Source organism: Pseudomonas alcaligenes (genome assembly GCF_041729615.1).
Taxonomy (GTDB): domain Bacteria; phylum Pseudomonadota; class Gammaproteobacteria; order Pseudomonadales; family Pseudomonadaceae; genus Aquipseudomonas; species Aquipseudomonas alcaligenes_B.
This window is the reverse complement of the sequence record NZ_CP154874.1, coordinates 334,427-358,093: the sequence shown is the minus strand read 5'-3', so window position 1 is coordinate 358,093 and position 23,667 is coordinate 334,427. Positions and strand designations below refer to the sequence as shown.

26 protein-coding genes are annotated in these 23,667 nt (G+C 61.3%); 3 read left to right on the top strand and 23 right to left on the bottom strand.

What is annotated here, in order from left to right; translation table 11 throughout:
* Nucleotides 1-192 precede the first annotated feature (192 nt).
* The 19 genes from AAG092_RS01675 to AAG092_RS01585 all read right to left on the bottom strand — a co-directional run bounded on the left by AAG092_RS01675 (nucleotide 193) and on the right by AAG092_RS01585 (nucleotide 17,121).
* Entirely contained in the window at nucleotides 193-981 is a 789-nt protein-coding gene (locus AAG092_RS01675) for a hypothetical protein (protein ID WP_373388271.1), read from the bottom strand.
* Nucleotides 982-1,086: 105 nt separating this feature from the next.
* Nucleotides 1,087-1,593 carry a hypothetical protein gene (locus tag AAG092_RS01670; RefSeq protein WP_373388270.1) on the bottom strand — a complete coding sequence of 169 codons (507 nt, stop codon included), beginning with the start codon at nucleotides 1,591-1,593 and terminating at the stop codon, nucleotides 1,087-1,089.
* 90 nt (nucleotides 1,594-1,683) lie between these two features.
* Nucleotides 1,684-2,163 (bottom strand): ankyrin repeat domain-containing protein, encoded by a 480-nt coding sequence (locus tag AAG092_RS01665; RefSeq protein WP_373388268.1) that lies wholly within the window; start codon nucleotides 2,161-2,163, stop codon nucleotides 1,684-1,686.
* A 454-nt stretch (nucleotides 2,164-2,617) separates the two neighbouring features.
* Nucleotides 2,618-3,106 (bottom strand): DUF2199 domain-containing protein, encoded by a 489-nt coding sequence (locus tag AAG092_RS01660; protein ID WP_373388266.1) that lies wholly within the window; start codon nucleotides 3,104-3,106, stop codon nucleotides 2,618-2,620.
* 98 nt (nucleotides 3,107-3,204) lie between these two features.
* Nucleotides 3,205-3,561: a Ypar14, super integron cassette gene (locus AAG092_RS01655; RefSeq protein WP_373388264.1), complete on the bottom strand. Its 357-nt coding sequence runs from the start codon at nucleotides 3,559-3,561 to the stop codon at nucleotides 3,205-3,207.
* A 107-nt stretch (nucleotides 3,562-3,668) separates the two neighbouring features.
* Nucleotides 3,669-3,962: a hypothetical protein gene (locus AAG092_RS01650; protein ID WP_373388263.1), complete on the bottom strand. Its 294-nt coding sequence runs from the start codon at nucleotides 3,960-3,962 to the stop codon at nucleotides 3,669-3,671.
* A 91-nt stretch (nucleotides 3,963-4,053) separates the two neighbouring features.
* Nucleotides 4,054-4,479 carry an Imm50 family immunity protein gene (locus AAG092_RS01645; protein WP_373388262.1) on the bottom strand — a complete coding sequence of 142 codons (426 nt, stop codon included), beginning with the start codon at nucleotides 4,477-4,479 and terminating at the stop codon, nucleotides 4,054-4,056.
* Nucleotides 4,480-4,588: 109 nt separating this feature from the next.
* A complete protein-coding gene (locus AAG092_RS01640) occupies nucleotides 4,589-4,864 on the bottom strand; it encodes a hypothetical protein (protein WP_373388260.1) in 276 nt (91 codons plus the stop codon).
* Nucleotides 4,865-4,971: 107 nt separating this feature from the next.
* Nucleotides 4,972-5,244, bottom strand: coding sequence for a hypothetical protein (locus AAG092_RS01635; protein WP_373388259.1), 273 nt, complete (start codon nucleotides 5,242-5,244; stop codon nucleotides 4,972-4,974).
* 131 nt (nucleotides 5,245-5,375) lie between these two features.
* Nucleotides 5,376-5,798 carry a hypothetical protein gene (locus AAG092_RS01630; protein WP_373388258.1) on the bottom strand — a complete coding sequence of 141 codons (423 nt, stop codon included), beginning with the start codon at nucleotides 5,796-5,798 and terminating at the stop codon, nucleotides 5,376-5,378.
* A gap of 578 nt (nucleotides 5,799-6,376) precedes the next feature.
* Nucleotides 6,377-6,613: a hypothetical protein gene (locus tag AAG092_RS01625; RefSeq protein ID WP_373388257.1), complete on the bottom strand. Its 237-nt coding sequence runs from the start codon at nucleotides 6,611-6,613 to the stop codon at nucleotides 6,377-6,379.
* 96 nt (nucleotides 6,614-6,709) lie between these two features.
* Nucleotides 6,710-8,665: an acetoacetate--CoA ligase gene (locus tag AAG092_RS01620; protein ID WP_373388256.1), complete on the bottom strand. Its 1,956-nt coding sequence runs from the start codon at nucleotides 8,663-8,665 to the stop codon at nucleotides 6,710-6,712.
* Nucleotides 8,666-8,867: 202 nt separating this feature from the next.
* Nucleotides 8,868-9,776 (bottom strand): hydroxymethylglutaryl-CoA lyase, encoded by a 909-nt coding sequence (locus AAG092_RS01615; RefSeq protein ID WP_373388255.1) that lies wholly within the window; start codon nucleotides 9,774-9,776, stop codon nucleotides 8,868-8,870.
* Nucleotides 9,777-9,805: 29 nt separating this feature from the next.
* Nucleotides 9,806-11,755: an acetyl-CoA carboxylase biotin carboxylase subunit gene (locus tag AAG092_RS01610; RefSeq protein ID WP_373388254.1), complete on the bottom strand. Its 1,950-nt coding sequence runs from the start codon at nucleotides 11,753-11,755 to the stop codon at nucleotides 9,806-9,808.
* Complete coding sequence (locus AAG092_RS01605; RefSeq protein ID WP_373388253.1) at nucleotides 11,752-12,552, bottom strand: gamma-carboxygeranoyl-CoA hydratase; 801 nt, start codon at nucleotides 12,550-12,552, stop codon at nucleotides 11,752-11,754. Before AAG092_RS01605 ends, AAG092_RS01610 begins: the two co-directional genes overlap by 4 nt.
* Before the next feature lie 145 nt (nucleotides 12,553-12,697).
* Nucleotides 12,698-14,305, bottom strand: coding sequence for a carboxyl transferase domain-containing protein (locus AAG092_RS01600; protein WP_373388251.1), 1,608 nt, complete (start codon nucleotides 14,303-14,305; stop codon nucleotides 12,698-12,700).
* A 137-nt stretch (nucleotides 14,306-14,442) separates the two neighbouring features.
* Nucleotides 14,443-15,606 carry an isovaleryl-CoA dehydrogenase gene (locus AAG092_RS01595; protein ID WP_373388250.1) on the bottom strand — a complete coding sequence of 388 codons (1,164 nt, stop codon included), beginning with the start codon at nucleotides 15,604-15,606 and terminating at the stop codon, nucleotides 14,443-14,445.
* Nucleotides 15,607-15,653: 47 nt separating this feature from the next.
* A complete protein-coding gene (locus AAG092_RS01590; RefSeq protein WP_110683131.1) occupies nucleotides 15,654-16,034 on the bottom strand; it encodes a MerR family DNA-binding transcriptional regulator in 381 nt (126 codons plus the stop codon).
* Nucleotides 16,035-16,179: 145 nt separating this feature from the next.
* Nucleotides 16,180-17,121 carry a LysR family transcriptional regulator gene (locus tag AAG092_RS01585; protein ID WP_373388249.1) on the bottom strand — a complete coding sequence of 314 codons (942 nt, stop codon included), beginning with the start codon at nucleotides 17,119-17,121 and terminating at the stop codon, nucleotides 16,180-16,182.
* A 131-nt stretch (nucleotides 17,122-17,252) separates the two neighbouring features.
* Between AAG092_RS01585 and AAG092_RS01580 the strand changes: the two genes are divergently transcribed.
* Entirely contained in the window at nucleotides 17,253-18,482 is a 1,230-nt protein-coding gene (locus tag AAG092_RS01580) for an acyl-CoA dehydrogenase (protein ID WP_373388247.1), read from the top strand.
* 186 nt (nucleotides 18,483-18,668) lie between these two features.
* Here AAG092_RS01580 and AAG092_RS01575 read toward each other — a convergent pair whose 3' ends face one another.
* From AAG092_RS01575 to xthA, 4 genes are all read right to left on the bottom strand, one after another.
* A complete protein-coding gene (locus AAG092_RS01575; RefSeq protein ID WP_309146487.1) occupies nucleotides 18,669-18,848 on the bottom strand; it encodes a hypothetical protein in 180 nt (59 codons plus the stop codon).
* Nucleotides 18,848-19,837 carry a TerC family protein gene (locus AAG092_RS01570; protein ID WP_373388246.1) on the bottom strand — a complete coding sequence of 330 codons (990 nt, stop codon included), beginning with the start codon at nucleotides 19,835-19,837 and terminating at the stop codon, nucleotides 18,848-18,850. The genes AAG092_RS01575 and AAG092_RS01570 overlap by 1 nt, the downstream gene beginning before the upstream one ends.
* Before the next feature lie 158 nt (nucleotides 19,838-19,995).
* Nucleotides 19,996-21,363: a substrate-binding domain-containing protein gene (locus tag AAG092_RS01565; protein WP_373388244.1), complete on the bottom strand. Its 1,368-nt coding sequence runs from the start codon at nucleotides 21,361-21,363 to the stop codon at nucleotides 19,996-19,998.
* 87 nt (nucleotides 21,364-21,450) lie between these two features.
* Nucleotides 21,451-22,263: an exodeoxyribonuclease III gene (xthA, locus tag AAG092_RS01560; RefSeq protein WP_373388243.1), complete on the bottom strand. Its 813-nt coding sequence runs from the start codon at nucleotides 22,261-22,263 to the stop codon at nucleotides 21,451-21,453.
* A 133-nt stretch (nucleotides 22,264-22,396) separates the two neighbouring features.
* On the opposite strand from xthA, the gene AAG092_RS01555 reads away from it, so the two are divergent.
* Nucleotides 22,397-23,038 carry a GNAT family N-acetyltransferase gene (locus AAG092_RS01555; protein ID WP_110683124.1) on the top strand — a complete coding sequence of 214 codons (642 nt, stop codon included), beginning with the start codon at nucleotides 22,397-22,399 and terminating at the stop codon, nucleotides 23,036-23,038.
* 82 nt (nucleotides 23,039-23,120) lie between these two features.
* Nucleotides 23,121-23,621 carry a thiol peroxidase gene (tpx, locus tag AAG092_RS01550; RefSeq protein WP_373388242.1) on the top strand — a complete coding sequence of 167 codons (501 nt, stop codon included), beginning with the start codon at nucleotides 23,121-23,123 and terminating at the stop codon, nucleotides 23,619-23,621.
* The last annotated feature ends 46 nt before the right edge of the window (nucleotides 23,622-23,667 follow it).

Here is a 23,667-nt window from a genome sequence, read left to right as displayed (position 1 = left end):
TTGCAAGCGGCGCGATGGCTGCAGTCGTGAACTTAATCTTCTGCTTATTTGCTGCACGATTTTGAAGATGGCCTGCGCGCTTTCCATGCGTTTACTTTCCTGATTGCTCTTGCTGCCTAACGATTAAGCTAAGGGGCCGGCTTTAGCCGGTCCCGGCGAACGGAGTGAGCGATTTGAGCGCATTGTTGGGCGTCATTCGGTGTATATTCTAAATCCAAATAATTTCCAAGAAATTCCCTCATAGATGAATTGCTGCTCAAAATAGAGATGCACTGGTGTTGTCTCATAGTGTCCTTTGATTTTAAGGATTCCGTTTTCATCAATCCCGGACTCTGCATCAATTATTGGCAGCAAAGGGTTTACAACTGATAGATCCATTCCAGAGTTGAATATTTCACCGAAAGTTTCATCTAGTTTCTTGGCGGTGACTTGTGCCTTCCAGGAGTTTGAGATGGTGCTGTGGAAGTGCTCCATGCTCTTTTTTTCAACTGACAATGCGAAGTCGTAAAGGGATTTCTTAACTAGCTCGACCTGCTCTTTTGGAGTTGGGGCTGAAAGTGATGAATTTTCAGATTGAACGCCGGCAGATGGCTTCTGCATGGAGTAAATTTTCCACGTCTCACCCTCTTTTACGAAGGTGATTTTAATCGGTACATTTCCGCCAGAATTTGTAATTACCGAGCCCTCTAGATCGCCTTGCCCATTGGTTACACTTCTACTGACCCAGTCTGCCTCTTTGAAGTTCAGTATTGCGCTTTTGGAAAGATATTCCTTTAAGGCTTGTTCGTCGGTGCTAGTGCGAAATTCCTCAGATAGGAAGGTTCGGGCTTTAGCAAAGTCTTGAGATTTAATTGATTCGAAAAAATTATCTGCTGTCTCTGTCATGCCGGAGGTCATGTGGAAGACAACAGCTATAAGAGTCCCAATAAGGGCGGCTGCGGCGAGAAGGGCTAATGTAACTATCTTGATAGTCTTGCTCATAAATTGACTCTAGTGGTTTCGGGATAGGCTTGACGCCCAACGTTTGGTTAAGGGGCCGGCTTTAGCCGGTCCCGAGTGAGCGAAGCGAACGACTTGAACCAATTGTTATAGGGCTTTCTCACAGCTTGGAGAGCCTCCGAACTGTGTTTGACGAACGCAGAAGAAGCCTTTTTTAACTAGTGTTATTGTGACGTTTCCACAGTCACTTTCTGAGTTAAGTTCCTGGATGGAAATTTTTTCAGCGCGCTTTGGTTGTGGGATATGTATATCGCAGTGTCCACTACTTAGAGAGAATGCGGTGTAAGCTAGGTTGTCTTCTCTGTCAGATTTTATAGAAAACTCTGGGCATGTTTTATTTTTTATTGTGACGATTATTTCTTTACTTGGCTTTTCTGAAAGGTAGAACACGGGGATAAAGTAAGGGGCGATTATTTGGCTAGAAGACGATGTTGCGCCATTGGTTTCTATTTTATTGCTCATGCACTGAGTTGGGCTTTTTTTGTTAAGTTTTAAATTTTTTTCTTCAAGTACCCAGTAATTGCCGGATTTGTAATCTGCAGATATGCATCCGCTAGATACGATGGCTATGAGAATTATTAATGCAGTGCGCACGATAGTCCTATAACGATTAAGCTAACGGGCAGACAAAAGCGTAGCTTTTGGCTGTCCAGCGAACGAAGTGAGCGACAGTTGAGCGCATTGTTATGCGCTTGCCACGCCATATTGCTTTTCTATTCTAGCTATTTCTCTCTTGAGATAGCTTATTTGTGCTTTAGCCCAAACAGTCGGGTCTTTCTGTTGCACCTTGTTCATCTCTGCGCCCAGGTAATCGCAGATGTCATCTTTTTTCGAGAAGCGAGCAAGCGTGAATGGAGGGTTTCCTTCAGTGAGTGCATGCAGATCTGCGCCAGATTCAACAAGCAGTTTTACCATTGAGAGATCGCACATCGAGGCAGCTTCGTGCAAAGGTGTATGACCGAGGTCGCCGCGGGCATTGATTTCAATACCAAGTTCAATTAGCTCTTTAGCCAGAGATAGTTCGTTTCTTATAACGGCGATATGTAGGGCATTTTCGCCCTCATGATTGCACCAGTTTATGTCCGTAAAATCTGCTTCCTCGAATGACGGCAAGTCAGATTTCAGGCCGTTGAGAAACTTTTGCAAATTTTGGCTGCGTTCCATGCGAATTTCCTGCAGTGCATAACGATTAAGCTAACGGGCGGCCAAAAGCGTAGCTTTTGGACGTCCAGCGAACGAAGTGCGCGATAGTTGAGCGCATTGTTAGGCGCTGCCTCGATGTTGCATGAGTTTATATATAGCCCAAGAGCCGGCTGTGCTGAGTATTGGCGCCCCAATACAGGCTAAGCCGAACGCTGCCATAAGGGGTTGTCCACATTCTGGATAGGCTGCTGAGCAAGAAAAGGCATAAGAAAAAACTACAAATATAGTGATGCCAAACACTCCAAGTGTTGCAAGAAATGCAAATGCTGTGATCGTTAATTTGGTTTTCGTAGTCAATTCTTTCATGTGCGACGCTGTCTTTTATTTTTTGTAGCCTAACATTTGGTTAAGGGGCCGGCTTTAGCCGGTCCCAGTGAGCGCAGCGAACGATTTGAACCATTTGTTAGACCATTGGCTAGCCAAACAAAGAGCTATATTCATGAGCGCGATGTGCTGTTATGCCGTTTGACTGTTCGTCGTAGAGTTGATGTTGTTGCTGCTTAACTTGAATAGTTGGTCTTGTTGTTGGGCCTGTGAGTTGTAGGTAACCAACAAGGTCTACAGTGCTTGATAAGGTAGGTATGTTATTGGCTATTTTTACAATGAAAGATGATTCGTTTCCTTGCTCTGGATCAGACCAAAGGTCGTAAACCCGCTCAAACGTCGATTGGTCAGCCTCAACCCATATGCCGATGTTATATGGCAAATCGCGGCCTTTGACTGGTAATGGCAACAACGCACGAATAAAGAATCTAGCATCTGAAATTACACAAAGATCGTCATTTTCGTGAACTGATTCTTCACGCTCCTTCTTGGAGAGGCTGACAACATCGTCGGGACGGCGAAATGTTAGCTCAAGCTCCTCAAGTGGGTGGTCCTTTCCACAGCATTCACATATCAACACGGTACTCCTTGTGGTCTAACGATTAAGCTAAGGGGCCGGCTTCGCCGGTCCCAGCGAGTGAAATGAGCGATTTGAGCGCATTGTTATAAGCCACCAAGCTAGTAAAGCTCAATGCGAATATTTGGGTTCGCATACACGCGAACACCGTAAGGGATTGCCGACTCACCGTCGTACCGATTACCAAAACATTTTGCAGGTGCAAACTCCAAATACTCAGTAGGCCATTTTTTAACGTAACGTACGCCCGAGTATTCAAGAAGCTTCATGGAGAAGAGTGGTTGTTCAGCGTCTTTATGATAAAGATCAAAGTAAACATCCCCGTCGTACGGGTATATCGATAAGTCTAACTTAGCTCCGCTTTTTTCTACCTTGTAGCGATAGCAGATACCTTCGGTTTCGATTTCCGGAATAGTTTCAAGGCAGGTCAATACATCACTTTCGTCCCAGGCAAGCACGCAAATCCCTCCGTGGCTTATAACGATTAAGCTAACGGGCAGGCAAAAGCGCAGCTTTTGGCTGTCCAGTGAACGAAGTGAGCGACGGTTGAGCGCATTGTTAGAGCTTACACCTCGTGGATAATTATGTGCTCTGGTTTAAAGATGTTGGCTTGACCTGACTCATGTTCCTTCAGGCGCCATCTATAGCCGCCGGCTCGAATGAGCTTTACAGCCTCGGCGATATCGGTAATGCCAGAAACTTTGTTTTCTGCTTTTTGGATTTTGTCGCTTGAGTTCAGGGCTTGAAGTTCTTCGGAGAAAATAGGGAATGATCCGTCTTTTTCACGATATGGGACGAATATGGCGTCTATCACTTGGCCTTTCATGCCGACGGCGTAGATTATGTAGTTTACTGGCATGTGATTAGCTCTAACGATTAAGCTAACGGGCGGCCAAAAGCACTGCTTTTGGACGTCCAGCGAACGGAGTGAGCGGCAGTTGAGCGCATTGTTAGGCGCACACAACTGGTAGCTCTTGTACGGACTCAATTGAGGCCGAGCTGCATTTGATTTTGCCACCAAAGCCCCAAATTGATTCAATTAGGACGATTAATTCTCCATCCTCTGTGGGTGTGAACTGAATTGAGTCTATGGCGTTTTGGTGGTTGAACTCTGATATGGATATGTCACTGAGGCCGCCAAATGAAAAATTTACCAACACGCTTTTGGTGACTGCGAGCTCATAGTCGGCGGTTCCTACGCCAACTTCTGTGTACTGCCTAACATGGACGCACAAATTTGCAACTGGCGAATTGGCGTTTAGCGGCAGCGCACGCGATGCGGAAAAAGATATGACTTCGGCATCATGAAAACCTGGCCACCCACCTAGGGCTTCGACCACTTTCTCCGATCCGTGGATTAGCTTTGTAGTTTCCATGTGAGCCTAACGATTAAGCTAACGGGCGAGCAAAAGCGCAGCTTTTGCGAGTCCAGCGAACGAAGTGAGCGGCAGTTGAGCGCATTGTTATGTTTCTCCTACACCGATGCTAGTCTAGGAAGTCCACTGGGACTGTATTCATAAACTCTTTAGCTCTATTAATGAGAGCTTCCCACTCGGCTTTAGGCTTTTCGGTTACGCCATTTTCACTAAGTGACTTCTCAAGTAAGTCAGCTAGCCCCCAGATAGCTCTCTTTTCCTCATTTGAGAGGCTGTCGTATGGCTGCAGGTCTGAAAACTTGTCAGAGATTACCTCCCAGGCGAGTAGGAGGTGGCCAAGGGGTATTTTGATCGATGCTTCTTTAGAGAAATCTTCGGTGTCCATTTTGGAGATTTCCTGCACTTGAAACATAACGTTTGGTTAAGGGGCCGGCTTTAGCCGGTCCCGAGTGAGCGAAGCGAGCGACTTGAACCATTTGTTAGGGCTCCACATTACTCAACCACTATTGTGTTGTCCGAAAAGGTGGCGCAAAAGGCTTCAGGCCCCGAATAGTCTTGTGGCAAGAGAGATATTGAAATAGTGGAGCCGTTTAAAAAATTAAGCTCGAAGTGCTGGTTTTCTTGAAATGATACGGCGCAAACCTCTGAATTGATGATTTCTGATAGTTGTTTGCTTAGCGATACCGGGTTGAATGCGGCCAGTGCGCAATTGCTAAATTGAAAGCCTGCACCATCCGCAGATACTTCAGCATCCAGCAATTTCATGCCAACAAGCCGCTCAAGTGGGCGCATGTGGATCCCTAACGTTTGGTTAAGGGGCCGGCTTTAGCCGGTCCCGAGTGAGCGGAGCGAACGACTTGAACCAGTTGTTAGGCTCGCGCTGGAGCCTAGGCCATTCATGTGGAAGGCTCCACAGTGGCATCTATTAGATCTTTGCGCTGGCCGATTTCGAGTTCTTCCTCGTGGCAGTAGAAAAGGACTGTCGATGAGAGATTGTGCAGAACTACAGCATCGTCTCGTGCGGGTAGGAAGATCTCATGCCAACGCTCAACGAACTCTGCGGCTTCCACCACCGCAACTTCTGATTCGCTGTAGATGATTTGAACTGTGCCAGTAGATGGAATTCTTTTGGCTAACCAAGCCTTGGCGACTGCATAGCTTTCAATAATTAGGCGATCAATGGTTGCAACGCTTTCTTCATTTAGCCCATATCGTTTTGGGTGACTGTACTTGAGCGCATAATCATACGCATGCTGAGCTTTTAAAGGCTCTAGCCACCTGGCTTTAACTCCTGCGTCCGAATACTCTTTTGCGTACATTTGATAGAGCCTAACGGTTAAGCTAACGGGCGTCCAAAAGCGCAGCTTTTGGACGTCCAGCGAACGAAGTGAGCGACAGTTGAGCGTATTGTTAGGCGCTGGTGGACTTCCATTTCTTGATTCCCTGTCTTGCGAGTAAAACTCCCGTGCTAAAGCAGATTGCACAGAAAATGGTTAAATGTAGCCAGGTAAATGTAGTGCACTCTGCGCTTGATGTTGTGGAGCAGATGCGGAAGAAATAATCACTGCTTGAGCTTTGCGCTTCAATTAGAGCGCGCCATGCAAGCGATATAGACACTAAAAATAGTGAGAGTGGGAGCATTGCCGTTATCAGTAAAGCAATGGCTGGAATTTTTCCTTGGCTCATTTGAAGTGCCTAACTAGTGTTTATACGACATGCCTAGGGGTAGGCATATTGTTCGTAGCTGGGTGTTTCTGGCTATTACTGGGCATATTGATGTCTACATATGGCAATTATGTCCAGATGATCCGCTCTGCCAGCCCCAGCCTCTCTGCCTCGCTTCGTTCTATCAGCCATACCTGATTCTCGCGGTCCCATTTGCCGCCGGCGCTTCTGATCAGTCGCTGGAGGTCGCTCTCATGGCGAAAAATGCGCAGTGCCACCGGGGCGCAGGGGCTTGTGGCGGGGCTTTGAACAGGGCGAATTTCTGTTCGACGATCAGTTCGACCGTGGTGTAGTGGGTGTTGGTCTTGCGGTCGAGACGGTAGCGTACGTTGACCAGCTGTTTGCCGTAGCGCTCGAGCAGTGCCTTGGTGCCGGGTTTTCCGGGCTTGAGGGTTTTGACAACTTCCATATTGTCCCCGGGGATGTGGGTATTGCTCGGCAGTCTGCCCCAGTGCCGGCAATTTGCTCAAGCCGGCAGCGCGGGGAAGCGCTGCCGCTAGGTGAGTTAGTCGCGCAGTTCCGCTAGATCGCGGTACAGCTCCAGCGCCTGGGGGTTGGCCAGGGCGTCGGTGTTCTTCACCGGCTTGCCATGCACCACGTTGCGCACCGCCAGTTCGACGATCTTGCCGCTGATGGTGCGCGGGATGTCGGCCACGGCGACGATCTTGGCCGGTACATGGCGCGGGGTGGTGTTGGCGCGGATCACCTGGCAGATGCGCTGCTTGAGCTCGTCGTTCAGCGTCACGCCTTCACGCAGGCGTACGAACAGCACCACGCGCACGTCGCCGTCCCAGTCCTGGCCGATGGCGATTGACTCCAGCACTTCTTCGACCTTTTCCACCTGGCGGTAGATCTCGGCGGTGCCGATGCGCACGCCGCCGGGGTTGAGCACGGCGTCGGAGCGACCGTGGATCACCAGGCCGCCGTGCTCGGTCTGCTCGGCGTAGTCGCCGTGGGCCCACACGCCAGGGAAGGTCTCGAAGTAGGCAGCGTGGAACTTGGCGCCGCCTTCGTCGTTCCAGAAGCCCACCGGCATGGAGGGGAAGTGGCGGGCGCAGACAAGCTCGCCTTTCTCGCCGATGACCGGCTGGCCGGCCTCGTTCCACACCTGCACATCCATGCCCAGGCCCTTGCATTGCAGCTCGCCGCGCCACACCGGCAGGGTCGGGTTGCCGAGGGCGAAGCAGGAGACGATGTCGGTGCCGCCGGAGATGGAGGACAGGCAGAGGTCCGCCTTGATGTCGCGGTAGACGTATTCGAAGCTCTCGTGGGCCAGCGGCGAGCCGGTGGAGAGGATAGCCTTCAGCCGGCTCAGTTCGTGCGTTGCGCGCGGTTTGGCGCCGGCCTTTTCCAAGGCGGCGATGAACTTGGCGCTGGTGCCGAAGAGGGAGATGCTCTCGGCGTCGATCAGGTCGATCAGGCGCTCGGCCGTGGGATGGAACGGCGATCCATCGAACAGCACCAGGGTGGCGCCCAGGGCTAACCCTGAGACCAGCCAGTTCCACATCATCCAGCCGCAGGTGGTGTAGTAGAACAGGGTGTCGTTGGCCGTCAGGTCCGTATGCAGGCCGAGTTCCTTGACGTGCTGCAGCAGGGTGCCGCCGACGCCATGGACGATGCACTTGGGCACGCCCGTGGTGCCGCTGGAGTAGAGGATGTACAGCGGCTGTTCGAAGGGCACCGGGGTGAAGCCGGGCTCGCCGCCGGCCTGGTAGAAGTCTTGCCACAGGCTGACACGGGCGGCGGTGCGGAAGTCGCTCGCCTGGGCTTCGAGGCGGGAGTAGGGCACCACCACCAGTTGCTGCAGCGAGGGCAGGCGTTCGAGGATTTCGTTGAGCTTGGTGGTCAGGTCAAGGTTCTTGCCAGCGTAGCGGTAGCCGGCGGCGGCGATCAGCACCTTGGGTTCGATCTGGCCGAAGCGGTCGATCACGCCCTGGGTGCCGAAGTCCGGCGAGCAGGACGACCAGGTTGCGCCGAGGCTGGCGGTGGCGAGCATGCCGACCACCGTCTGCCAGGTGTTGGGCATGAAGGCGGCGACGCGATCGCCAACCCCGACACCGGCGGCCTTGAGGCTCTGTTGCAGGCCGGCGACATGGGCGGCCAGCTCGGCGTAGGAGAGCTGCTCGCGCGAGCCGTCCTCGCCGATGGCGACCAGCGCCGGTTGGCCATCGCGGCGACGCAGCAGGTGTTCGGCGAAGTTCAGGGTGGCGCCGGGGAACCAGTGCGCGCTGGGCATGGCCGCACCCTCGCGCAGCAGCGCCTCGGGCTGGCGCGTGAAGCGCACCTCGAAGAAGTCGACGATGGCCTGCCAGAACGCCTCGCGCTGCGCCACGCTCCAGGCGTGCAGGGCCGGGTAGTCGGCCAGTTGCAGCCCATGGCGCTGGTTGATGAAGCGACGGAACGCGTCCATGCGGGTGGCGGCGATGCGTTCGGCAGACGGTGTCCAGAGCGGTTGTTGCATCTCTATTCCTCGGTGGTTCTTGTCGTGCACAGCCTAAAGAGTTGATCGCTGCCCGCTACAGGCTGTGCCGCGGGGCTGCGCGATCCCCCGCAATGCCTCCGTGGCGTGGCTGCTACGGGGCGGTGCTTGCGGCATTCGGCCTGCGTTGCGGGCTTTACAGCCTGTCAGGAAAAGCTGACAGGGCCTCGGGCCGATCATTCGTTCAGCGCTGTTGCTGGGCCAGCCGGGCCTTGGCCACGCGCGAGCCGTTGTCGCGGCCGAGCACCTGGCAGATGCGTGCGCCGGCGTCGATCAGCTTGTCCAGGTCGATGCCGGTTTGGATGCCCATGCCCTGCAGCAGGTACAGCACGTCCTCGGTGGCGACGTTGCCGGTGGCGCCCTTGGCGTAGGGGCAGCCGCCCAGGCCGGCAACCGAGCTGTCGAACACGGCGATGCCTTCCAGCAGGCTTGCGTAGATATTGGCCAGGGCCTGGCCGTAGGTGTCGTGGAAGTGCCCGGCCAGCTTGTCGCGCGGAATCTCGCGGCCGACCACCTCGAACAGGTGGCGGGTCTTGCCGGCGGTGCCGGTGCCGATGGTGTCGCCCAGCGAAACCTCGTAGCAGCCCATGGCGAACAGCTCACGCGCCACGGCGGCGACTTGCTCCGGCGCCACTTCACCTTCGTAGGGGCAACCGAGTACGCAGGAGACATAGCCGCGCACGCTAATGCCGTGGGCCTTGGCCGCCTCCATCACCGGCACGAAGCGCTGCAGACTCTCGGCGATGGAGCAGTTGATGTTCTTCTGCGAGAAGGCTTCGCTGGCGGCGGCGAATACCGCCACTTCCTTCACGCCGGCCTCGACGGCAGACTCGAAGCCCTTGAGGTTGGGGGTAAGGGCGCCGTAGACCACCCCCGGCTTGCGCTGGATGCCGGCGAACACCTCGGCACTGCCGGCCATCTGCGGCACCCACTTGGGCGAGACGAAGCTGCCCACCTCGATATAGCTCAGGCCGGCGGCGCTCAGGTCGTCGGTCAGGCGCACCTTGTCGGCCACGCTGATCGGCTGTTTCTCGTTCTGCAGGCCGTCGCGCGGGCCGACCTCGACCAGGCGGACATGTTGCGGCAGGTTCATCGCATTCTCTCTCGCTTCGTGGGTGGCCCTCAGGCCTCTTCCAGCTCTACCAGGGCGGCGCCTTCGCCGACCATGTCGCCCTCGGCGCAGTACAGTGCCTTGACCGTGCCGGCGTGGGGCGCGCGGATGCTGTGCTCCATCTTCATGGCCTCCAGCACCACCAGGGCGGCGCCAGCCTCCACGGCCTGGCCGGGTTCGACCAGCACGCGCACGATACTGCCGTTCATCGGTGCCGTCAGCCCGCCGTGCTGGGCGTGGCTGGCCTCGGCCTCGGCGATCGGGTCGACGCGGCGCACCTCGTGCAGGCGGCCCTGCCATTCCAGATACAGCGTATCGCCGCGGCGGATGGCTCGGTGGGCAAGGCGCAGACCGCCCTGTTCGATCCACAGTTGTTCGCCCAGCAGCTTCGACTGCAGCGCACCGCGCAGATGTACGGTCTGGCGCTGCTCGCCGCAGCTCAGCTGCAGGTCGGTCTCGCTGGCCAGGCCGGCGCGCCAGCCGAGGTTGCCGCTCCACGGTGAGTGATAATCCTCATGGCTGCGGCGCGGCGCTTCGCTGTGCAACCAGGCTTCGCCGGCCAGTTGCCAGAACTCGGTGGGCAGCTCGGCCACGGTCGGCAGCAGTTGTTCCTGGTGACGGGCGATAAAGCCAGTATCCAGTTCCGCGTTGGCGAAGGCCGGGTGGGCCAGCACGCGGCGCAGGAACGGCAGGTTGCTGGCGAAGCCCCCGACGACGGTTTCCTCCAGCATGGCCAGCAGGCGCTGGCGGGCCTGTTCGCGGTCCTCGCCCCAGGCGACCAGCTTGGCCAGCATGGGGTCGTAGAAGGGCGAGACGGTGTCGCCCTCGGCCACGCCGCTGTCCACCCGGCGGCCTGGGCCTGCGGTCGGTTCGCGATACAGCTTCAGGTCGCCGGAGGCGGGCAGGAAGTCGTGGTCGGTGTCCTCGGCGTACAGGCGCACTTCGATGGCGTGGCCATTGAGCGGCACCTGTTCCTGGGTGATCGGCAGCGCCTCGCCACGGGCCACGCGAATTTGCCAGGCCACCAGGTCGAGGCCGGTGATGGCCTCGGTAACTGGGTGTTCAACTTGGAGCCTTGTATTCATTTCCATAAAGAAGAACTGGCCGCGTGCATCGAGCAGGAATTCCACGGTGCCGGCGCCGACATAGCCGATGGCCTGGGCGGCCTTGACCGCCGCCTCACCCATGGCGCGGCGCAGCTCGGGTGAGAGGCCCGGAGCCGGCGCTTCCTCGACCACCTTCTGGTGACGGCGCTGGATCGAGCAGTCGCGTTCGTTGAGGTACAGGCAGTTGCCGTGGCTGTCGGCGAACACCTGGATCTCCACGTGGCGCGGCTGCAACACGTATTTCTCCACCAGCATGCGCGAGTCGCCGAAGGCGGACTGGGCTTCGCGCTGGGCGGATTCGAGGGTTTCGGCCAGCTCGCTCTCGCGCTCGACCACCTTCATGCCCTTGCCGCCTCCACCAGCAGCGGCCTTGAGCAGCACCGGGTAGCCGATGCGCTCGGCGGCAACGCGGAAGGTTTCCACGTCCTGGGCCTCGCCGTGGTAGCCGGGCACCAGGGGCACGCCGGCGTCTTCCATCAGCGCCTTGGCCGCGGACTTGCTGCCCATGGCGTCGATGGCGGTGGCAGGCGGGCCGAGGAACACCAGGCCGGCGGCCTCGATGGCGCGGGCGAAGCCGGCGTTCTCGGAGAGGAAGCCGTAGCCCGGGTGGATGGCCTGGGCGCCGCTGGCCTTGGCCGCGGCGATGATCTTGTCCACCAGCAGGTAGCTGTCGGCCGGCTTGGCGCCGCCGAGATTGACCGCCACATCGGCCTCGCGCACATGGCGTGCATGGGCGTCGATGGCGCTGTGCACGGCCACGGTCTTCAGGCCCAGGGCCTTGGCGGTGCGCATTACCCGGCAGGCGATCTCGCCACGGTTGGCCACCAGCAGGGTGTCAATGTGCTTGCGGCTCATGCTTGCGGCTCCTGCCAGGCGGGCGTGCGTTTTTCCAGGAAGGCGTTGAGCCCCTCCTGGCCTTCGGGGCTGACGCGGATGCGGGCGATGGCGTTCTCGGTGTAGCGGCGCAGGGGCGGGGAGAGCACGCCGCTGGCCACTTCGCGCAGCAGGTCCTTGCTGGCCTGCATGGCCTGCGGGCTGTTGAGCAGCAGGTTGCCGACCCAGGCCTCGACCTGGGCGTCCAGTTCGGCGGCGGGGTAGGCCTCGGCCAGCAGGCCCAGCTCGCGGGCGCGGTTGCCGGAGAAGCGTTCGGCGGTCAGCGCATAGCGGCGCGCGGCGCGCTCGCCGAGGGCCTGGACCACGAAGGGGCTGATCACCGCCGGGGCCAGGCCGATGCGCACTTCGGACAGGCTGAACAGCGCGTCGTCCGCGCCGATGGCCATATCGCAGCAGCTGACCAGACCCACCGCACCGCCGAAAGCCGCGCCCTGGACCACGGCCAGGGTCGGAATCTTCAGGGCGTTGAGGTTGTACATCAGCTCGGCCAGCTCGCGGGCATCATTCAGGTTGGCGTTGTAGTCGAGCTTGGCCGAGGCCTGCATCCAGGCCAGGTCGGCGCCGGCGGAGAAGTGCCTGCCACGGCCGCGCAGCAGCAGGAAGCGCAGGGTCTTGTCAGCGGCGATCAAGTCGAGGGCGAGGATCAGCTCGCGGATCATTTCGGCGTTGAACGCGTTGTTCTTCTCCGGACGGTTCAGCCACAGGGTGGCGAAGCCGCGCGGGTCTTTTTCCAGCTGTACGGTAGTGAAGTCGGTCATAGCGGCTCCAGGTATTCTGCTGTTGCTCCCTCGCCCCCTGCTGCATAAACAGGTGCAGGGAGAGGGCTTGGGAGAGGGTGGCTGTGGCAGCGCTTTTTCCCTCTCCCCCGGCCCCTCTCCCGCAAGCGGAAGAGGGGAGTTGATGTCACATCCGGAACACGCCGAACTGGGTCGGCTCGATGGGCGCATTGAGGCTGGCGGACAGGGCCAGGCCGAGCACGTCGCGGGTCTGCGCCGGGTCGATCACGCCGTCGTCCCACAGGCGGGCGCTGGAGTAGTAGGCGTGGGCCTGCTGTTCGTACTGGGCGACTATGGGCTGCTTGATGCGCGCCTCCTCCTCGTCGCTGAACGGGTGGCCGGCGCGGGCGGCCTGCTCGCGCTTGACCTGCACTAGCACACCGGCGGCCTGCTCGGCACCCATCACGCCGATGCGCGCGTTGGGCCACATCCACAGGAAGCGTGGGTCGTAGGCACGGCCGCACATGCCGTAGTTACCGGCGCCGAAGCTGCCACCGATGATCACGGTGAACTTCGGCACCTTGGCACAGGCCACGGCAGTGACCAGCTTGGCGCCGTGCTTGGCGATACCGCCCTCTTCATACTTTTTCCCGACCATAAAGCCGGTGATGTTTTGCAGGAACAGCAGGGGGATGCCGCGCTGGCAGGCCAGCTCGATGAAGTGCGCGCCTTTCTGCGCGGCTTCCGCAAACAGAATGCCGTTGTTCGCCAGGATGGCCACCGGGTAGCCGTGGATATGGGCAAAGCCGCAGACCAGGGTGGTGCCGAACAGCGCCTTGAACTCATCGAATTCGCTGCCGTCGACCACGCGGGCGATCACCTCGCGCACATCGAAGGGCTGCTTGGCGTCGGCCGGGATCACCCCGTACAGCTCCTCGCTGCCATACAGCGGGGCGATTGGCGTACGGGCCTGCAACTGGCCAAGCTTGCGCCAGTTGAGGTTGGCGATGCAGCGACGGGCCAGGGCCAGGGCATGGGCATCGTCATCGGCATAGTGATCGGCAACGCCACTGGTCTTGCAGTGCACGTCGGCGCCGCCCAGCTCCTCGGCGGTCACCACCTCGCCGGTGGCGGCCTTCACCAGGGGCGGGCCGGCCAGGAAGATGGTGGCCTGGTTGCGTACCATGATGGTCTCGTCGCTCATCGCCGGCACATAGGCGCCGCCGGCGGTGCAGGAGCCCATCACGACTGCAATTTGGGGAATCCCCATCGCGCTCATATTGGCCTGGTTGAAGAAGATCCGGCCGAAGTGCTCGCGATCCGGGAACACCTCTTCCTGGCGCGGCAGGTTGGCGCCGCCGGAGTCCACCAGGTAGATGCACGGCAGGCGGTTCTGCTGGGCGATGGTCTGCGCGCGCAGGTGCTTCTTCACGGTAAGCGGGTAGTAGCTGCCGCCTTTCACCGTGGCGTCGTTGGCGATGATCATGCACTCGACGCCCTCCACGCGGCCGATGCCGGCGACCACGCCGGCGGCCGGCACGTCCTCGCCGTACACCTCATGGGCAGCCAGCTGACCGACTTCGAGGAACGGCGAGCCTAGGTCGAGCAGGCGGTTGATGCGTTCGCGCGGCAGCAACTTGCCGCGCGAGGTGTGGCGTTCCTGGGCCTTGGCGCCGCCGCCCTCGTGGATGCGGGCGAGCAGGGCACGCAGGTCGCTGACCTGGGCGAGCATGGCGGCCTGGTTGGCGGCGAACTCCGGCGAACGGGTGTTGATCTGGGTATGCAGGATGGCCATCTGGCGCGCTCCGATTTTGCTGTTATCTCCCCTCTGCCCGCTTGCGGGAGAGGGGCCGGGGGAGAGGGGTGAGCCGGCGACTCAGAGCCCCTCTCCCTAACCCTCTCCCACAAGTGGGAGAGGGGACTGTCCGTGCCTTACTTGGTCTCGTGGAACAGCTCGCGGCCGATCAGCATGCGGCGGATCTCGCTGGTGCCGGCGCCGATCTCGTACAGCTTGGCGTCACGCAGCAGGCGGCCGGCCGGGTACTCGTTGGTGTAGCCGTTGCCGCCGAGCAGCTGGATGGTGTCCAGGGCCATCTTGGTGGCCATTTCGGCGGTGTAGAGGATCACCGCGGCGGCGTCCTTGCGTGACTCCTCGCCGCGGTCGCAGGCCTTGGCCACGTTGTACAGGTAGGACTTGGAGGCGTTCATGCCGGCGTACATGTCGGCCAGCTTGCCCTGCACCAGCTGGAACTCGCCGATCGACTGCTTGAACTGCTGGCGCTCGTGCACGTAGGGCAGCACCACGTCCATGCAGGCGCTCATGATCCCGGTCGGGCCGCCGGAGAGCACGGTGCGCTCGTAGTCCAGGCCGCTCATCAGCACGCGCACGCCGGCACCCTCGGCGCCGAGGATGTTCTCCTCCGGCACTTCGCAGTCCTCGAACACCAGTTCGCAGGTGTTGGAGCCGCGCATGCCCAGCTTGTCCAGCTTCTGGTGGCGGGAGAAGCCCTTGTAGTCGCGCTCGACGATGAAGGCGGTCATGCCGCGCGAGCCGGCGTTTATGTCGGTCTTGGCGTAGATCACGTAGGTGTGGGCGTCCGGGCCGTTGGTGATCCACATCTTGTTGCCGTTGAGCACGTAGCGGTCGCCGCGCTTCTCGGCGCGCAGCTTCATCGACACCACGTCGGAGCCGGCATTCGGCTCGCTCATGGCCAGGGCGCCGATGTGCTCGCCGGAGCACAGCTTGGGCAGGTACTTGGCCTTTTGCTCGTGGGTGCCGTTCTTGCGGATCTGGTTGACGCACAGGTTGGAGTGGGCGCCGTAGGACAGGCCGACCGAGGCCGAGGCGCGACTGATCTCCTCCATGGCGATGACGTGGGCCAGGTAGCCCATGTTAGTGCCGCCGTATTCCTCTTCGACTGTCATGCCGAGCAGGCCCATGTCACCGAACTTGCGCCACATGTCCATGGGGAACTCGTTGTCGCGGTCGATCTGCGCCGCGCGCGGCGCCAGCTCGGCCTGGGCGAACTGGTGGACCGCGTCGCGGAGCATGTCGATGGTCTCGCCGAGACCGAAGTTGAGGGTCGGGTAGCTCATGGTTCCACCTGTGATTGTCTTTGTTAGGTTTGGTAGATAAGTGCCTGTCAGGCTTGAGTTTGTTCGAGCGCTGCGAGGCAGCGCTCCTCGGCCGTGTCGAGCTCCAGCTGCATCTGCCGGATATCCAGCAACTGCTGTTCGAGCTGGGCGCGGCGCTCGGCGATCTTGCTCATGAAGGTCTCCAGCTGCAGGCGGTTGCCGCCGGCCGGGTCGTACAGTTCGATCAGTTCCTTGCATTCGGCCAGGGAGAAGCCGATGCGCTTGCCGCGCAGGATCAGCTTGAGGGTAACCTTGTCCTTGGCGCTGTAGACCCGCTCCTGGCCGCGCCGTTCGGGGGCCAGCATGCCCTGTTCCTCGTAGAAGCGGATGGCGCGGGTGGTGATGTCCAGCTCGCGGGCCAGGTCGGAGATGCTGTAGTTGGCGGCCATGGGCAACCCTGGGAAGTCTGCTTTACGTTAACGTAAGGCAGGTTAACGTTAACGTCAACGTCAGGTGCAAGGCCGGCGACACTGGAAGTGACAGGCATAAAAAAGCCTCGCAGGTGCGAGGCTTATGATTCAGTAGCTTAGCGCATCAAGTTGAAGTCTTTGTTTCACTCTCGGCACGTTTTTCCTGGACGCCGATCTGCTGCGCCAGCTCGATCAGCTGTTCGCGCATCCAGCGATTGGCCGGGTCCTGGTCGGTGCTTTCGTGCCAGTACAGGTGGGTTTCCAGGGCCGGCACGTCGCTGACCGGCAGCGCCGCGAAGTGCAGGCCGTGGCGGCGAGCGAAGCGTTCCGGCACGGTCATCAGCATGTCGGTGGCCTGCAGCACGCTGGAGGCCATCAGGTAGTGCTGCGAACGCAGGGCGACCTTGCGCTGCAGGCCCATCTTGCCCAGCGACAGGTCGATGTAGCCGAGGCCGCTGCGGCGGCTGGAGATCTGGATGTGCGCCTGCGACAGGTACTCGTCCAGGCTCAGCTTGTCCTTGGCCAGCGGGTGGCCGGGGCGCATGGCGCACACGTAGCGGTCTTCCATCAGCTTGACGTGGCGCACCTGCGGGTCGGTGTTGAGCGGGGCATCGACGGCGAAGTCCAGGCGGCCGGCGGCCAGCTCCTTGGTGGTTTCGCGGCGCTTGGCCTGGAAGCTCTCGATCTGCACCGCCGGGGCCAGCCGGCGCAGGCGCTGGAACAGCGGCGGCAGGAGGATCTGCTCGGAGAGGTCGGTCATGCTGATGCGGTAGGTCTTGCTCGCCTGCTTGGCGTCGAAGGTACGGCTCTCCTGCACCGACACGCGCAGCAGCTGCAGGGCGTTGCGCACCGGGCCGATGATGTTCTGCGCCATCGGCGTGGGCACCATGCCCTGGGCGGTGCGCACGAACAGCGGATCGTTGAAGGTCTCGCGCAGGCGGGCCAGGGCGTTGGACACGGCCGGCTGGGTGATGCCGACGATCTGCCCGGCGCGGGTCAGGTTGGCCTCGGTGTAGATGGCATCGAAGACGATGAAGAGGTTGAGGTCTACCTTGTTCAGATTCATGGTCTTCTCCGTGCTTCAAGCCTTATCTCATATTGCTTATGAATGTTGATAAGGCAGGAAAATAGCTTAGATAAATCGTGGGTGCTGTTCTAGCATCATTCCACATCGAAGCCAACCACCAAGGTGTCCCCATGGATTTCGCCTATTCCCCCAAGGTTCAGGAACTGCGTGAGCGCGTCACCGCGTTCATGGAAGCCTATGTCTACCCGGCCGAAGCCGTGTTCGAAGAGCAGGTCAACCAGGGCGACCGCTGGCAGCCGACCGCGATCATGGAGGAGCTGAAAGCCAAGGCGAAGGCCGAGGGGCTGTGGAACCTGTTCCTGCCGGAATCCGAGTACGGCGCCGGCCTGACCAACATGGAATACGCGCCGCTGGCCGAGATCATGGGCCGTTCGCTGATCGGCGCCGAGCCGTTCAACTGCTCCGCGCCGGACACCGGCAACATGGAGACCCTGGTGCGCTACGCCAGCGAGGCGCAGAAGAAGCAGTGGCTGGAGCCGCTGCTGAGCGGCGAGATCCGCTCCGCCTTCGCCATGACCGAGCCGGGCGTGGCCTCCTCGGACGCCACCAATATGCAGGCCAACGCCGTGCGCGATGGCGACGAGTGGGTGATCAACGGCCGCAAGTGGTGGACTTCCGGCGCCTGCGATCCGCGCTGCAAGATCATGATCTTCATGGGCCTGACCAACCCGGACGCGCCGCGCCACCAGCAGCACTCGATGATCCTGGTGCCGAGCGACACCCCCGGTGTGAAGATCGTCCGCCCGCTGCCGGTGTTCGGCTACGACGATGCCCCGCACGGCCACGCCGAGGTGGTGTTCGAGAACGTCCGCGTGCCTTATGAGAACGTGCTGCTCGGCGAGGGCCGCGGCTTCGAGATCGCCCAGGGCCGCCTCGGCCCGGGCCGCATCCACCACTGCATGCGCTCCATCGGCATGGCCGAACGCGCGCTGGAACTGATGTGCAAGCGCGCCGTCAGTCGCACCGCCTTCGGCAAGCCGCTGGCGCGCCTGGGTGGCAACATCGACCACATCGCCAATTCGCGCATCGAGATCAACCAGGCCCGCCTGCTGACCCTGAATGCCGCGTACATGATGGACACCGTGGGCAACAAGGTGGCCGCCAGCGAGATCGCCCAGATCAAGGTGGTGGCGCCCAGCGTCGCGCTCAACGTGATCGACCGCGCCATCCAGATCCACGGCGGCGCCGGTGTGTCCAACGACTTCCCGCTGGCCTACTGGTACGCCATGCAGCGCACCCTGCGCCTGGCCGACGGCCCGGACGAGGTGCACCGTGCGGCCATCGGCAAGTACGAAGTGGGCAAGTACGTGCCGCGTGACGTGATGAAAGCCAGCCGCTGACCGCGATGGCAATGCACGAGGCCCGCATCTGCGGGCCTCGTCGTTTCTGGCTAATCGGATGCCGACTGCCCCCTCTCCCCTCGGGGAGAGGGCCAGGGAGAGGGGGCTTGGTCGGGTTGCGGATTCTTACCCTCTCCCCCAGCCCCTCTCCCGTAAACGGGAGAGGGGAGCAGTGCTGCGTTCGTTTCAGCCTTCCTTGCCGTCCTCGGCCAGGCTCTTCTGGTTCAGCCAGCCCAGGCGCAAATGCAGCTGGGCGGCGAAGGTGCGCGCCGCCAGCTCCTCATGAAAGGTCAGGCTGCGCCGGCCCATCTGCACCTGCCAGAGTATCCGGCCCTTGCGTTCCAGCCTGTCGATCCGCACTTCCATCAGGACTCCTGCTCGTGGCGATTGCGAGTTCTCAGTAGCGACAGCAGCACGCCGCCGGCCAGCAGGCCGAAGGTTACGCCAAGGGAGAGCAGGGCGGGAATCTTGCCGATGAAACCGTGCAGGAAAATCTTGCCGCCGATGAACACCAGTACCAGCGCCAGGGCGTACTTCAGGTAGACGAAGCGGTGCATCAGCGCGGCCAGGGCGAAGTACAGCGAGCGCAGGCCGAGGATGGCGAAGATGTTCGAGGTGTAGACGATGAACGGGTCCTGGGTGATGGCGAACACCGCCGGCACGCTGTCCACGGCGAACACCAGGTCGGCCAGCTCGATCAGCACCAGGGCGAGGAACAGCGGTGTCGCGTAGAGCAGATGATGCGTGGCGCCTTCCGGGCGCTTGCGCACGAAGAAGCGCCCCTCGTGCAGTTCATCGGTCACCCGGATATGCCGGCGCAGGAAACGCAGCAGGGGATTCTGCGCCAGGTCCGGGTGCTGCTCCTCGCGGCTGAACAGCATCTTCACCCCGGTGAACAGCAGGAAGGCGCCAAACACGTAGAGAATCCAGTCGAACCGCTGCACCAGCGCCGTGCCCAGGCCGATCATGATGGCGCGCAGCACGATGACCCCGAGGATGCCCCAGAACAGCACCCGGTGCTGGTAGCGCCGGGGTATGCCGAAGAAGCCGAAGATCATCGCCATGACGAACACGTTGTCCATCGACAGCGACTGCTCCACCAGCAGGCCGGTGTAGAACTCCAGGGCACTCTGCGCGCCCAGCTCGTGCCAGACCCACAGGCCGAACAGCACGCCGACGCTGAAGTAGCCGCTGTACAGCAGCAGGCTCTCGCGCATCTCGATCTCGTGCTGGTCGCGATGGAGGATGCCGAGATCGAGTACCAGCAGGGCGATGACGATGCCGAGGAAGCTCAGCCACAGCCAGGTGGCCGTGCCGAGCATGGGGGTGTTGAGAAAGTCGAGTAGCTGATCCATGGGCCCCTCCGTCGCTGCCTGATCGACAGTGACTCCGACATCGCGGCGTGGGGGCGCCGCCAGAGGGGCCCGGCGTCACTGATGGCCGCATGCCGGCTCTGGCGAGCGGTGGCCATCAGGGTCAAGGCTAGTGCCAGTCGCCGCAGGCGGCAAATGGCTCAGTACACCCAGACTTCCACCCGGCGGTTCTTCATGCGGCCCTCGTCGCCGCTGTTGGCCGCCACCGGCATCTGCTCGCCGAGGCCGGTGATCTCGCGGAAGATCACGCCGCCCTTGGACAGGTCGCGGCGCACGGCCATGGCCCGCAGCTTGGACAGCAGGGCGGCGCGCGCGGGGTCGTTCTTCGGGTCGCCGAAGCCGACCAGCACGGCCTTCTGGCGCAGCTTGTCGTTGGCCTTGAGGTACTCCAGCACCCGTGCCACGTCGCGCCTGGCCTTGTTGTCCAGCTCGGCGCTGCCTTCCTGGAAGCGGAAGTTGACCGACAGGCGCTTGGCCTCGCTGGCCAGCCTGCGGTAGTCGGCCGGCATGCCGGCGCTGGGCTCGACCTCGACCGCCTGCACGGTCTGCGGGATGAAGCCGCTCTGCTCGACGATGGCCTGGCCGGCGGGGCTGTGGGCGAACTGCACCAGGGCATTGACCCACTCGTTGGCCGTGCCCGGCGGGTTGTACAGGAACAGGCGTCGCGACAGCGGATAGTCCTCGGTGGCGATCAGCGTGGTGCTGGGCAGCATCGGCTGTGACTGGCCGTCGGCGATGGCCAGCGGCTTGCTCTGGCGCACGTAGGGCAGGCCGATGAAGCCGATGCCGTCCGGGTCCTGGCTGACCTGGTCGGACAGCTGAGTGCTCGATTCGAAACGCTGGGCGCCGGCTGCCAGGCTCTTGCCATGGGCGGCCAGAACCAGCTCCTTGAAGGTGTCGAAGGTGCCGGACTTGTCGTCGCGGGCATACAGGCGAATGGCGCCGGGCTGGCCGCCCAGGGCGCCCCAGTCCCTGATCTCGCCGGCGAACACGGCGGCCAGCTGCTCGGTGGTCAGCGCCTGCACCGGGTTGCGCGGGTGGACGATGATGGCCAGGCCGTCGATGGCGATCACCTGTTCGGCGTCTATGCCGCGCATGTCGCCGAGGGCCTGCAGGCTGGCGGCCTCGGCATCCTTGATCGGGCGCGAGGACGCGGCCAGGTCGGCGCTGCCGTCCTGCAGGGCGACGAAGCCGGTGCCCGAGCCATGCGCGGCCACCAGGCTCTGCAGGGGGCGGCCCAGCTTGTCCTCGGCGAGCACCAGCTGCTCGTTCTCCGCCGCCCCGGGGGCGATGCGCACATTGCTCAGGCCCTGGCTCTGGTAGAGGCCGCCGATCAGCGCCGGGCCCAGCTTGGCGCCTATGGTGTTGGAGCCCTGCAGGCGCAGCAGGGTGGTGGCTTCGGCGGCGAATACCGACCAGGGCAGGGCATAGCAGATGAAACCGAGCAGGAGCCAGCCATAGGCATGGCTCCAGGAGTGCCGTTCGGAGACGGGCAGGTCGCGCGACATGTGGCAGACACCTTGTGCTAGAGGGCTTTGCGGGTGCCGCGCAGATTAAGTCGGAATGATTTCAGGCAGGTTACAGCGGGCCCGGCTTCAGCTCAGCTCCAGCCAGATCGGCGCATGGTCGGAGGGTTTCTCCATGCCGCGCAGCTCGTAGTCGATGCCGCCGTCCTTGAAGCGCGCCTGCAGCGGTGTGCTGGCGAGGATCACGTCGATGCGCAGGCCGCGCTTGGGGTCGTCCTCGAAACCGCGGCTGCGATAGTCGAACCAGCTGAAGCGATCGTTCACCTGCGGATGCAGCTGGCGGAAGCTGTCCACCAGCCCCCAGCCCTTGAGCCGGGCCAGCCATTCGCGCTCCTCGGGCAGGAAGCTGCACTTGCCGGTCTTCAGCCAGCGCTTGCGGTTCTCCTCGCCGATGCCGATGTCGCAGTCCTCCGGGCTGATGTTGATGTCGCCCATCACCACCAGGGCCTGCTGCGGCGTGAAGCGGGTTTCCAGCAGGCTCTGCAGGTCCTCGTAGAAGCGCTGCTTGCCGGGGAACTTGGTCGGGTGGTCGCGGCTCTCGCCCTGCGGGAAGTAGCCGTTCATCACCGTCACCGGGTTGCCCTGCTTGTCGCTGAAGGTGCCGTAGATGAAGCGCCGCTGGGCATCTTCCGCGTCGCCGGGAAAGCCCTTGTGCAGCTCCAGCGGCGCTTCGCGCGAAAGCAGGGCGACGCCGTAGTGGCCCTTCTGGCCGTGGTAGTGCACGTGGTAGCCGAGCTGGCGGATCTCGTCTTCCGGGAACTGCTCGTCGGCCACCTTGGTTTCCTGCAGGCCGATCACGTCTGGCTGGTGCTTGTCGATCAGCGCCTGCAGCTGGTGGGGGCGGGCGCGCAGGCCGTTGATATTGAAGGAAACGATCTTCATGGAAAGCTACCGGCGGAAGAAAAGGCCGATGCTAGCCCAGCACCGGGGCGGCGGCCAGCGCCTGGCAGGTCCACAGTGCCGGTGCTAACGTGGCAGCTGGCCCGCAAAACCTACAACAACCGAGGTCAGCCCGATGCCCCATCGTACCGCCGAAGTTCGCTTGCTCGACCATGGCTACGTCCGCGAGGCACGCTCGCTGCTGTACCACGCCTACCGCCACGATCCGACCTTCGCCTACCTGTTCGAGAGTGAGCGGCCCGGCTTCGACCAGCGCGTGCGCGCCACCGTGCGCGAGCTGGTGCAGCAGCATTTCACCGAGGAACTGCCGGCCATCGGCCTGCTGATCGAGGAGCGCCTGGTCGGCATCGCCCTGATCGCCCCGCCGGTGCGCCGGCTGGACATCACCGAGAGCTGGGGCTGGCGCCTGCGCATGCTGATGACCACCGGCTTCCGCTGCACCAAACGCTACCTGGAATACCACGACGCGGTGCTCGCCTGCCTGCCGCCTGGGCCCTACCACGTGCTGCCGCTGCTCGGCGTGCACCCGCAGTTCCAGGGCCAGCACCTCGGTGAGCAACTGCTCGGTGCCCTGCACGACTGGTGCGCCGAGGATGCCGGCTCGCAGGGCGTGGTGCTCGATACCGGCAACCCGCACTACCTGGAGTTCTACAAGCGCCAGGGCTACCAGGAGATCGGCGAAGTGGCCGTGGGGCCGATCCGCGAGCACGTGTTCTTCCACCCCAATCCACAGCCTTTGCAGCAGGCCAGCGCCTAGCCGGGTTGCCGGCGGCCTTGCGCCTGTTCAGACTGCAGGGGTTTCGCCGGACAACCCGGCTTCACCACAAGGAAAACATCCCATGGCTCAAGTAACCCTCAAGGGCAACCCGGTTCAGGTCGACGGCCAGCTGCCGCAGGTCGGCCAGCAGGCCCCGGCGTTCAGCCTGGTCGGCAAGGACCTGTCCGATGTGACCCTGGCCAGCCTGGCCGGCAAGCGCAAGGTGCTGAACATCTTCCCGAGCATCGACACCCCGACCTGCGCCACCTCGGTGCGCAAGTTCAACGCCGAGGCCAGCGCGCTGCCCAACACCCTGGTGCTTTGCATCTCCGCCGACCTGCCGTTCGCCCAGGCGCGCTTCTGCGGGGCCGAGGGCCTGGACAAGGTGATCAACCTTTCGACCATGCGTGGCGCCAGCTTCCTCAAGGACTACGGCGTGGCCATCGCCAGCGGCCCGCTGGTCGGCGTCGCCGCCCGCGCCGTGGTGGTGCTGGACGAGCAGGGCAAGGTGCTGCACAGCGAGCTGGTCGGCGAGATCGCCGACGAGCCGAACTACGCCGCCGCCCTGGCCGCGCTGAAGTAAGGCGCGCCTGCGCTGCCGACGGCCTGCCTTGTGCAGGCCGTTTTTA

What these genes read in the sequence shown, in the direction of transcription:
- AAG092_RS01665 (WP_373388268.1), bottom strand. Translation starts at nt 2,163, where the DNA reads ATGGAACGCAGCCAAAATTTGCAAAAGTTTCTCAACGGCCTGAAATCT.
- AAG092_RS01650 (WP_373388263.1), bottom strand. Translation starts at nt 3,962, where the DNA reads ATGCCAGTAAACTACATAATCTACGCCGTCGGCATGAAAGGCCAAGTG.
- tpx (WP_373388242.1), top strand. Translation starts at nt 23,121, where the DNA reads ATGGCTCAAGTAACCCTCAAGGGCAACCCGGTTCAGGTCGACGGCCAG.
- AAG092_RS01645 (WP_373388262.1), bottom strand. Translation starts at nt 4,479, where the DNA reads ATGGAAACTACAAAGCTAATCCACGGATCGGAGAAAGTGGTCGAAGCC.
- AAG092_RS01570 (WP_373388246.1), bottom strand. Translation starts at nt 19,837, where the DNA reads ATGGATCAGCTACTCGACTTTCTCAACACCCCCATGCTCGGCACGGCC.
- AAG092_RS01580 (WP_373388247.1), top strand. Translation starts at nt 17,253, where the DNA reads ATGGATTTCGCCTATTCCCCCAAGGTTCAGGAACTGCGTGAGCGCGTC.
- xthA (WP_373388243.1), bottom strand. Translation starts at nt 22,263, where the DNA reads ATGAAGATCGTTTCCTTCAATATCAACGGCCTGCGCGCCCGCCCCCAC.
- AAG092_RS01575 (WP_309146487.1), bottom strand. Translation starts at nt 18,848, where the DNA reads ATGGAAGTGCGGATCGACAGGCTGGAACGCAAGGGCCGGATACTCTGG.
- AAG092_RS01620 (WP_373388256.1), bottom strand. Translation starts at nt 8,665, where the DNA reads ATGCAACAACCGCTCTGGACACCGTCTGCCGAACGCATCGCCGCCACC.
- AAG092_RS01565 (WP_373388244.1), bottom strand. Translation starts at nt 21,363, where the DNA reads ATGTCGCGCGACCTGCCCGTCTCCGAACGGCACTCCTGGAGCCATGCC.
- AAG092_RS01610 (WP_373388254.1), bottom strand. Translation starts at nt 11,755, where the DNA reads ATGAGCCGCAAGCACATTGACACCCTGCTGGTGGCCAACCGTGGCGAG.
- AAG092_RS01630 (WP_373388258.1), bottom strand. Translation starts at nt 5,798, where the DNA reads ATGTACGCAAAAGAGTATTCGGACGCAGGAGTTAAAGCCAGGTGGCTA.
- AAG092_RS01635 (WP_373388259.1), bottom strand. Translation starts at nt 5,244, where the DNA reads ATGAAATTGCTGGATGCTGAAGTATCTGCGGATGGTGCAGGCTTTCAA.
- AAG092_RS01640 (WP_373388260.1), bottom strand. Translation starts at nt 4,864, where the DNA reads ATGGACACCGAAGATTTCTCTAAAGAAGCATCGATCAAAATACCCCTT.
- AAG092_RS01625 (WP_373388257.1), bottom strand. Translation starts at nt 6,613, where the DNA reads ATGGAAGTTGTCAAAACCCTCAAGCCCGGAAAACCCGGCACCAAGGCA.
- AAG092_RS01595 (WP_373388250.1), bottom strand. Translation starts at nt 15,606, where the DNA reads ATGAGCTACCCGACCCTCAACTTCGGTCTCGGCGAGACCATCGACATG.
- AAG092_RS01605 (WP_373388253.1), bottom strand. Translation starts at nt 12,552, where the DNA reads ATGACCGACTTCACTACCGTACAGCTGGAAAAAGACCCGCGCGGCTTC.
- AAG092_RS01590 (WP_110683131.1), bottom strand. Translation starts at nt 16,034, where the DNA reads ATGGCCGCCAACTACAGCATCTCCGACCTGGCCCGCGAGCTGGACATC.
- AAG092_RS01675 (WP_373388271.1), bottom strand. Translation starts at nt 981, where the DNA reads ATGAGCAAGACTATCAAGATAGTTACATTAGCCCTTCTCGCCGCAGCC.
- AAG092_RS01585 (WP_373388249.1), bottom strand. Translation starts at nt 17,121, where the DNA reads ATGAATCTGAACAAGGTAGACCTCAACCTCTTCATCGTCTTCGATGCC.
- AAG092_RS01615 (WP_373388255.1), bottom strand. Translation starts at nt 9,776, where the DNA reads ATGAACCTGCCGCAACATGTCCGCCTGGTCGAGGTCGGCCCGCGCGAC.
- AAG092_RS01555 (WP_110683124.1), top strand. Translation starts at nt 22,397, where the DNA reads ATGCCCCATCGTACCGCCGAAGTTCGCTTGCTCGACCATGGCTACGTC.
- AAG092_RS01600 (WP_373388251.1), bottom strand. Translation starts at nt 14,305, where the DNA reads ATGGCCATCCTGCATACCCAGATCAACACCCGTTCGCCGGAGTTCGCC.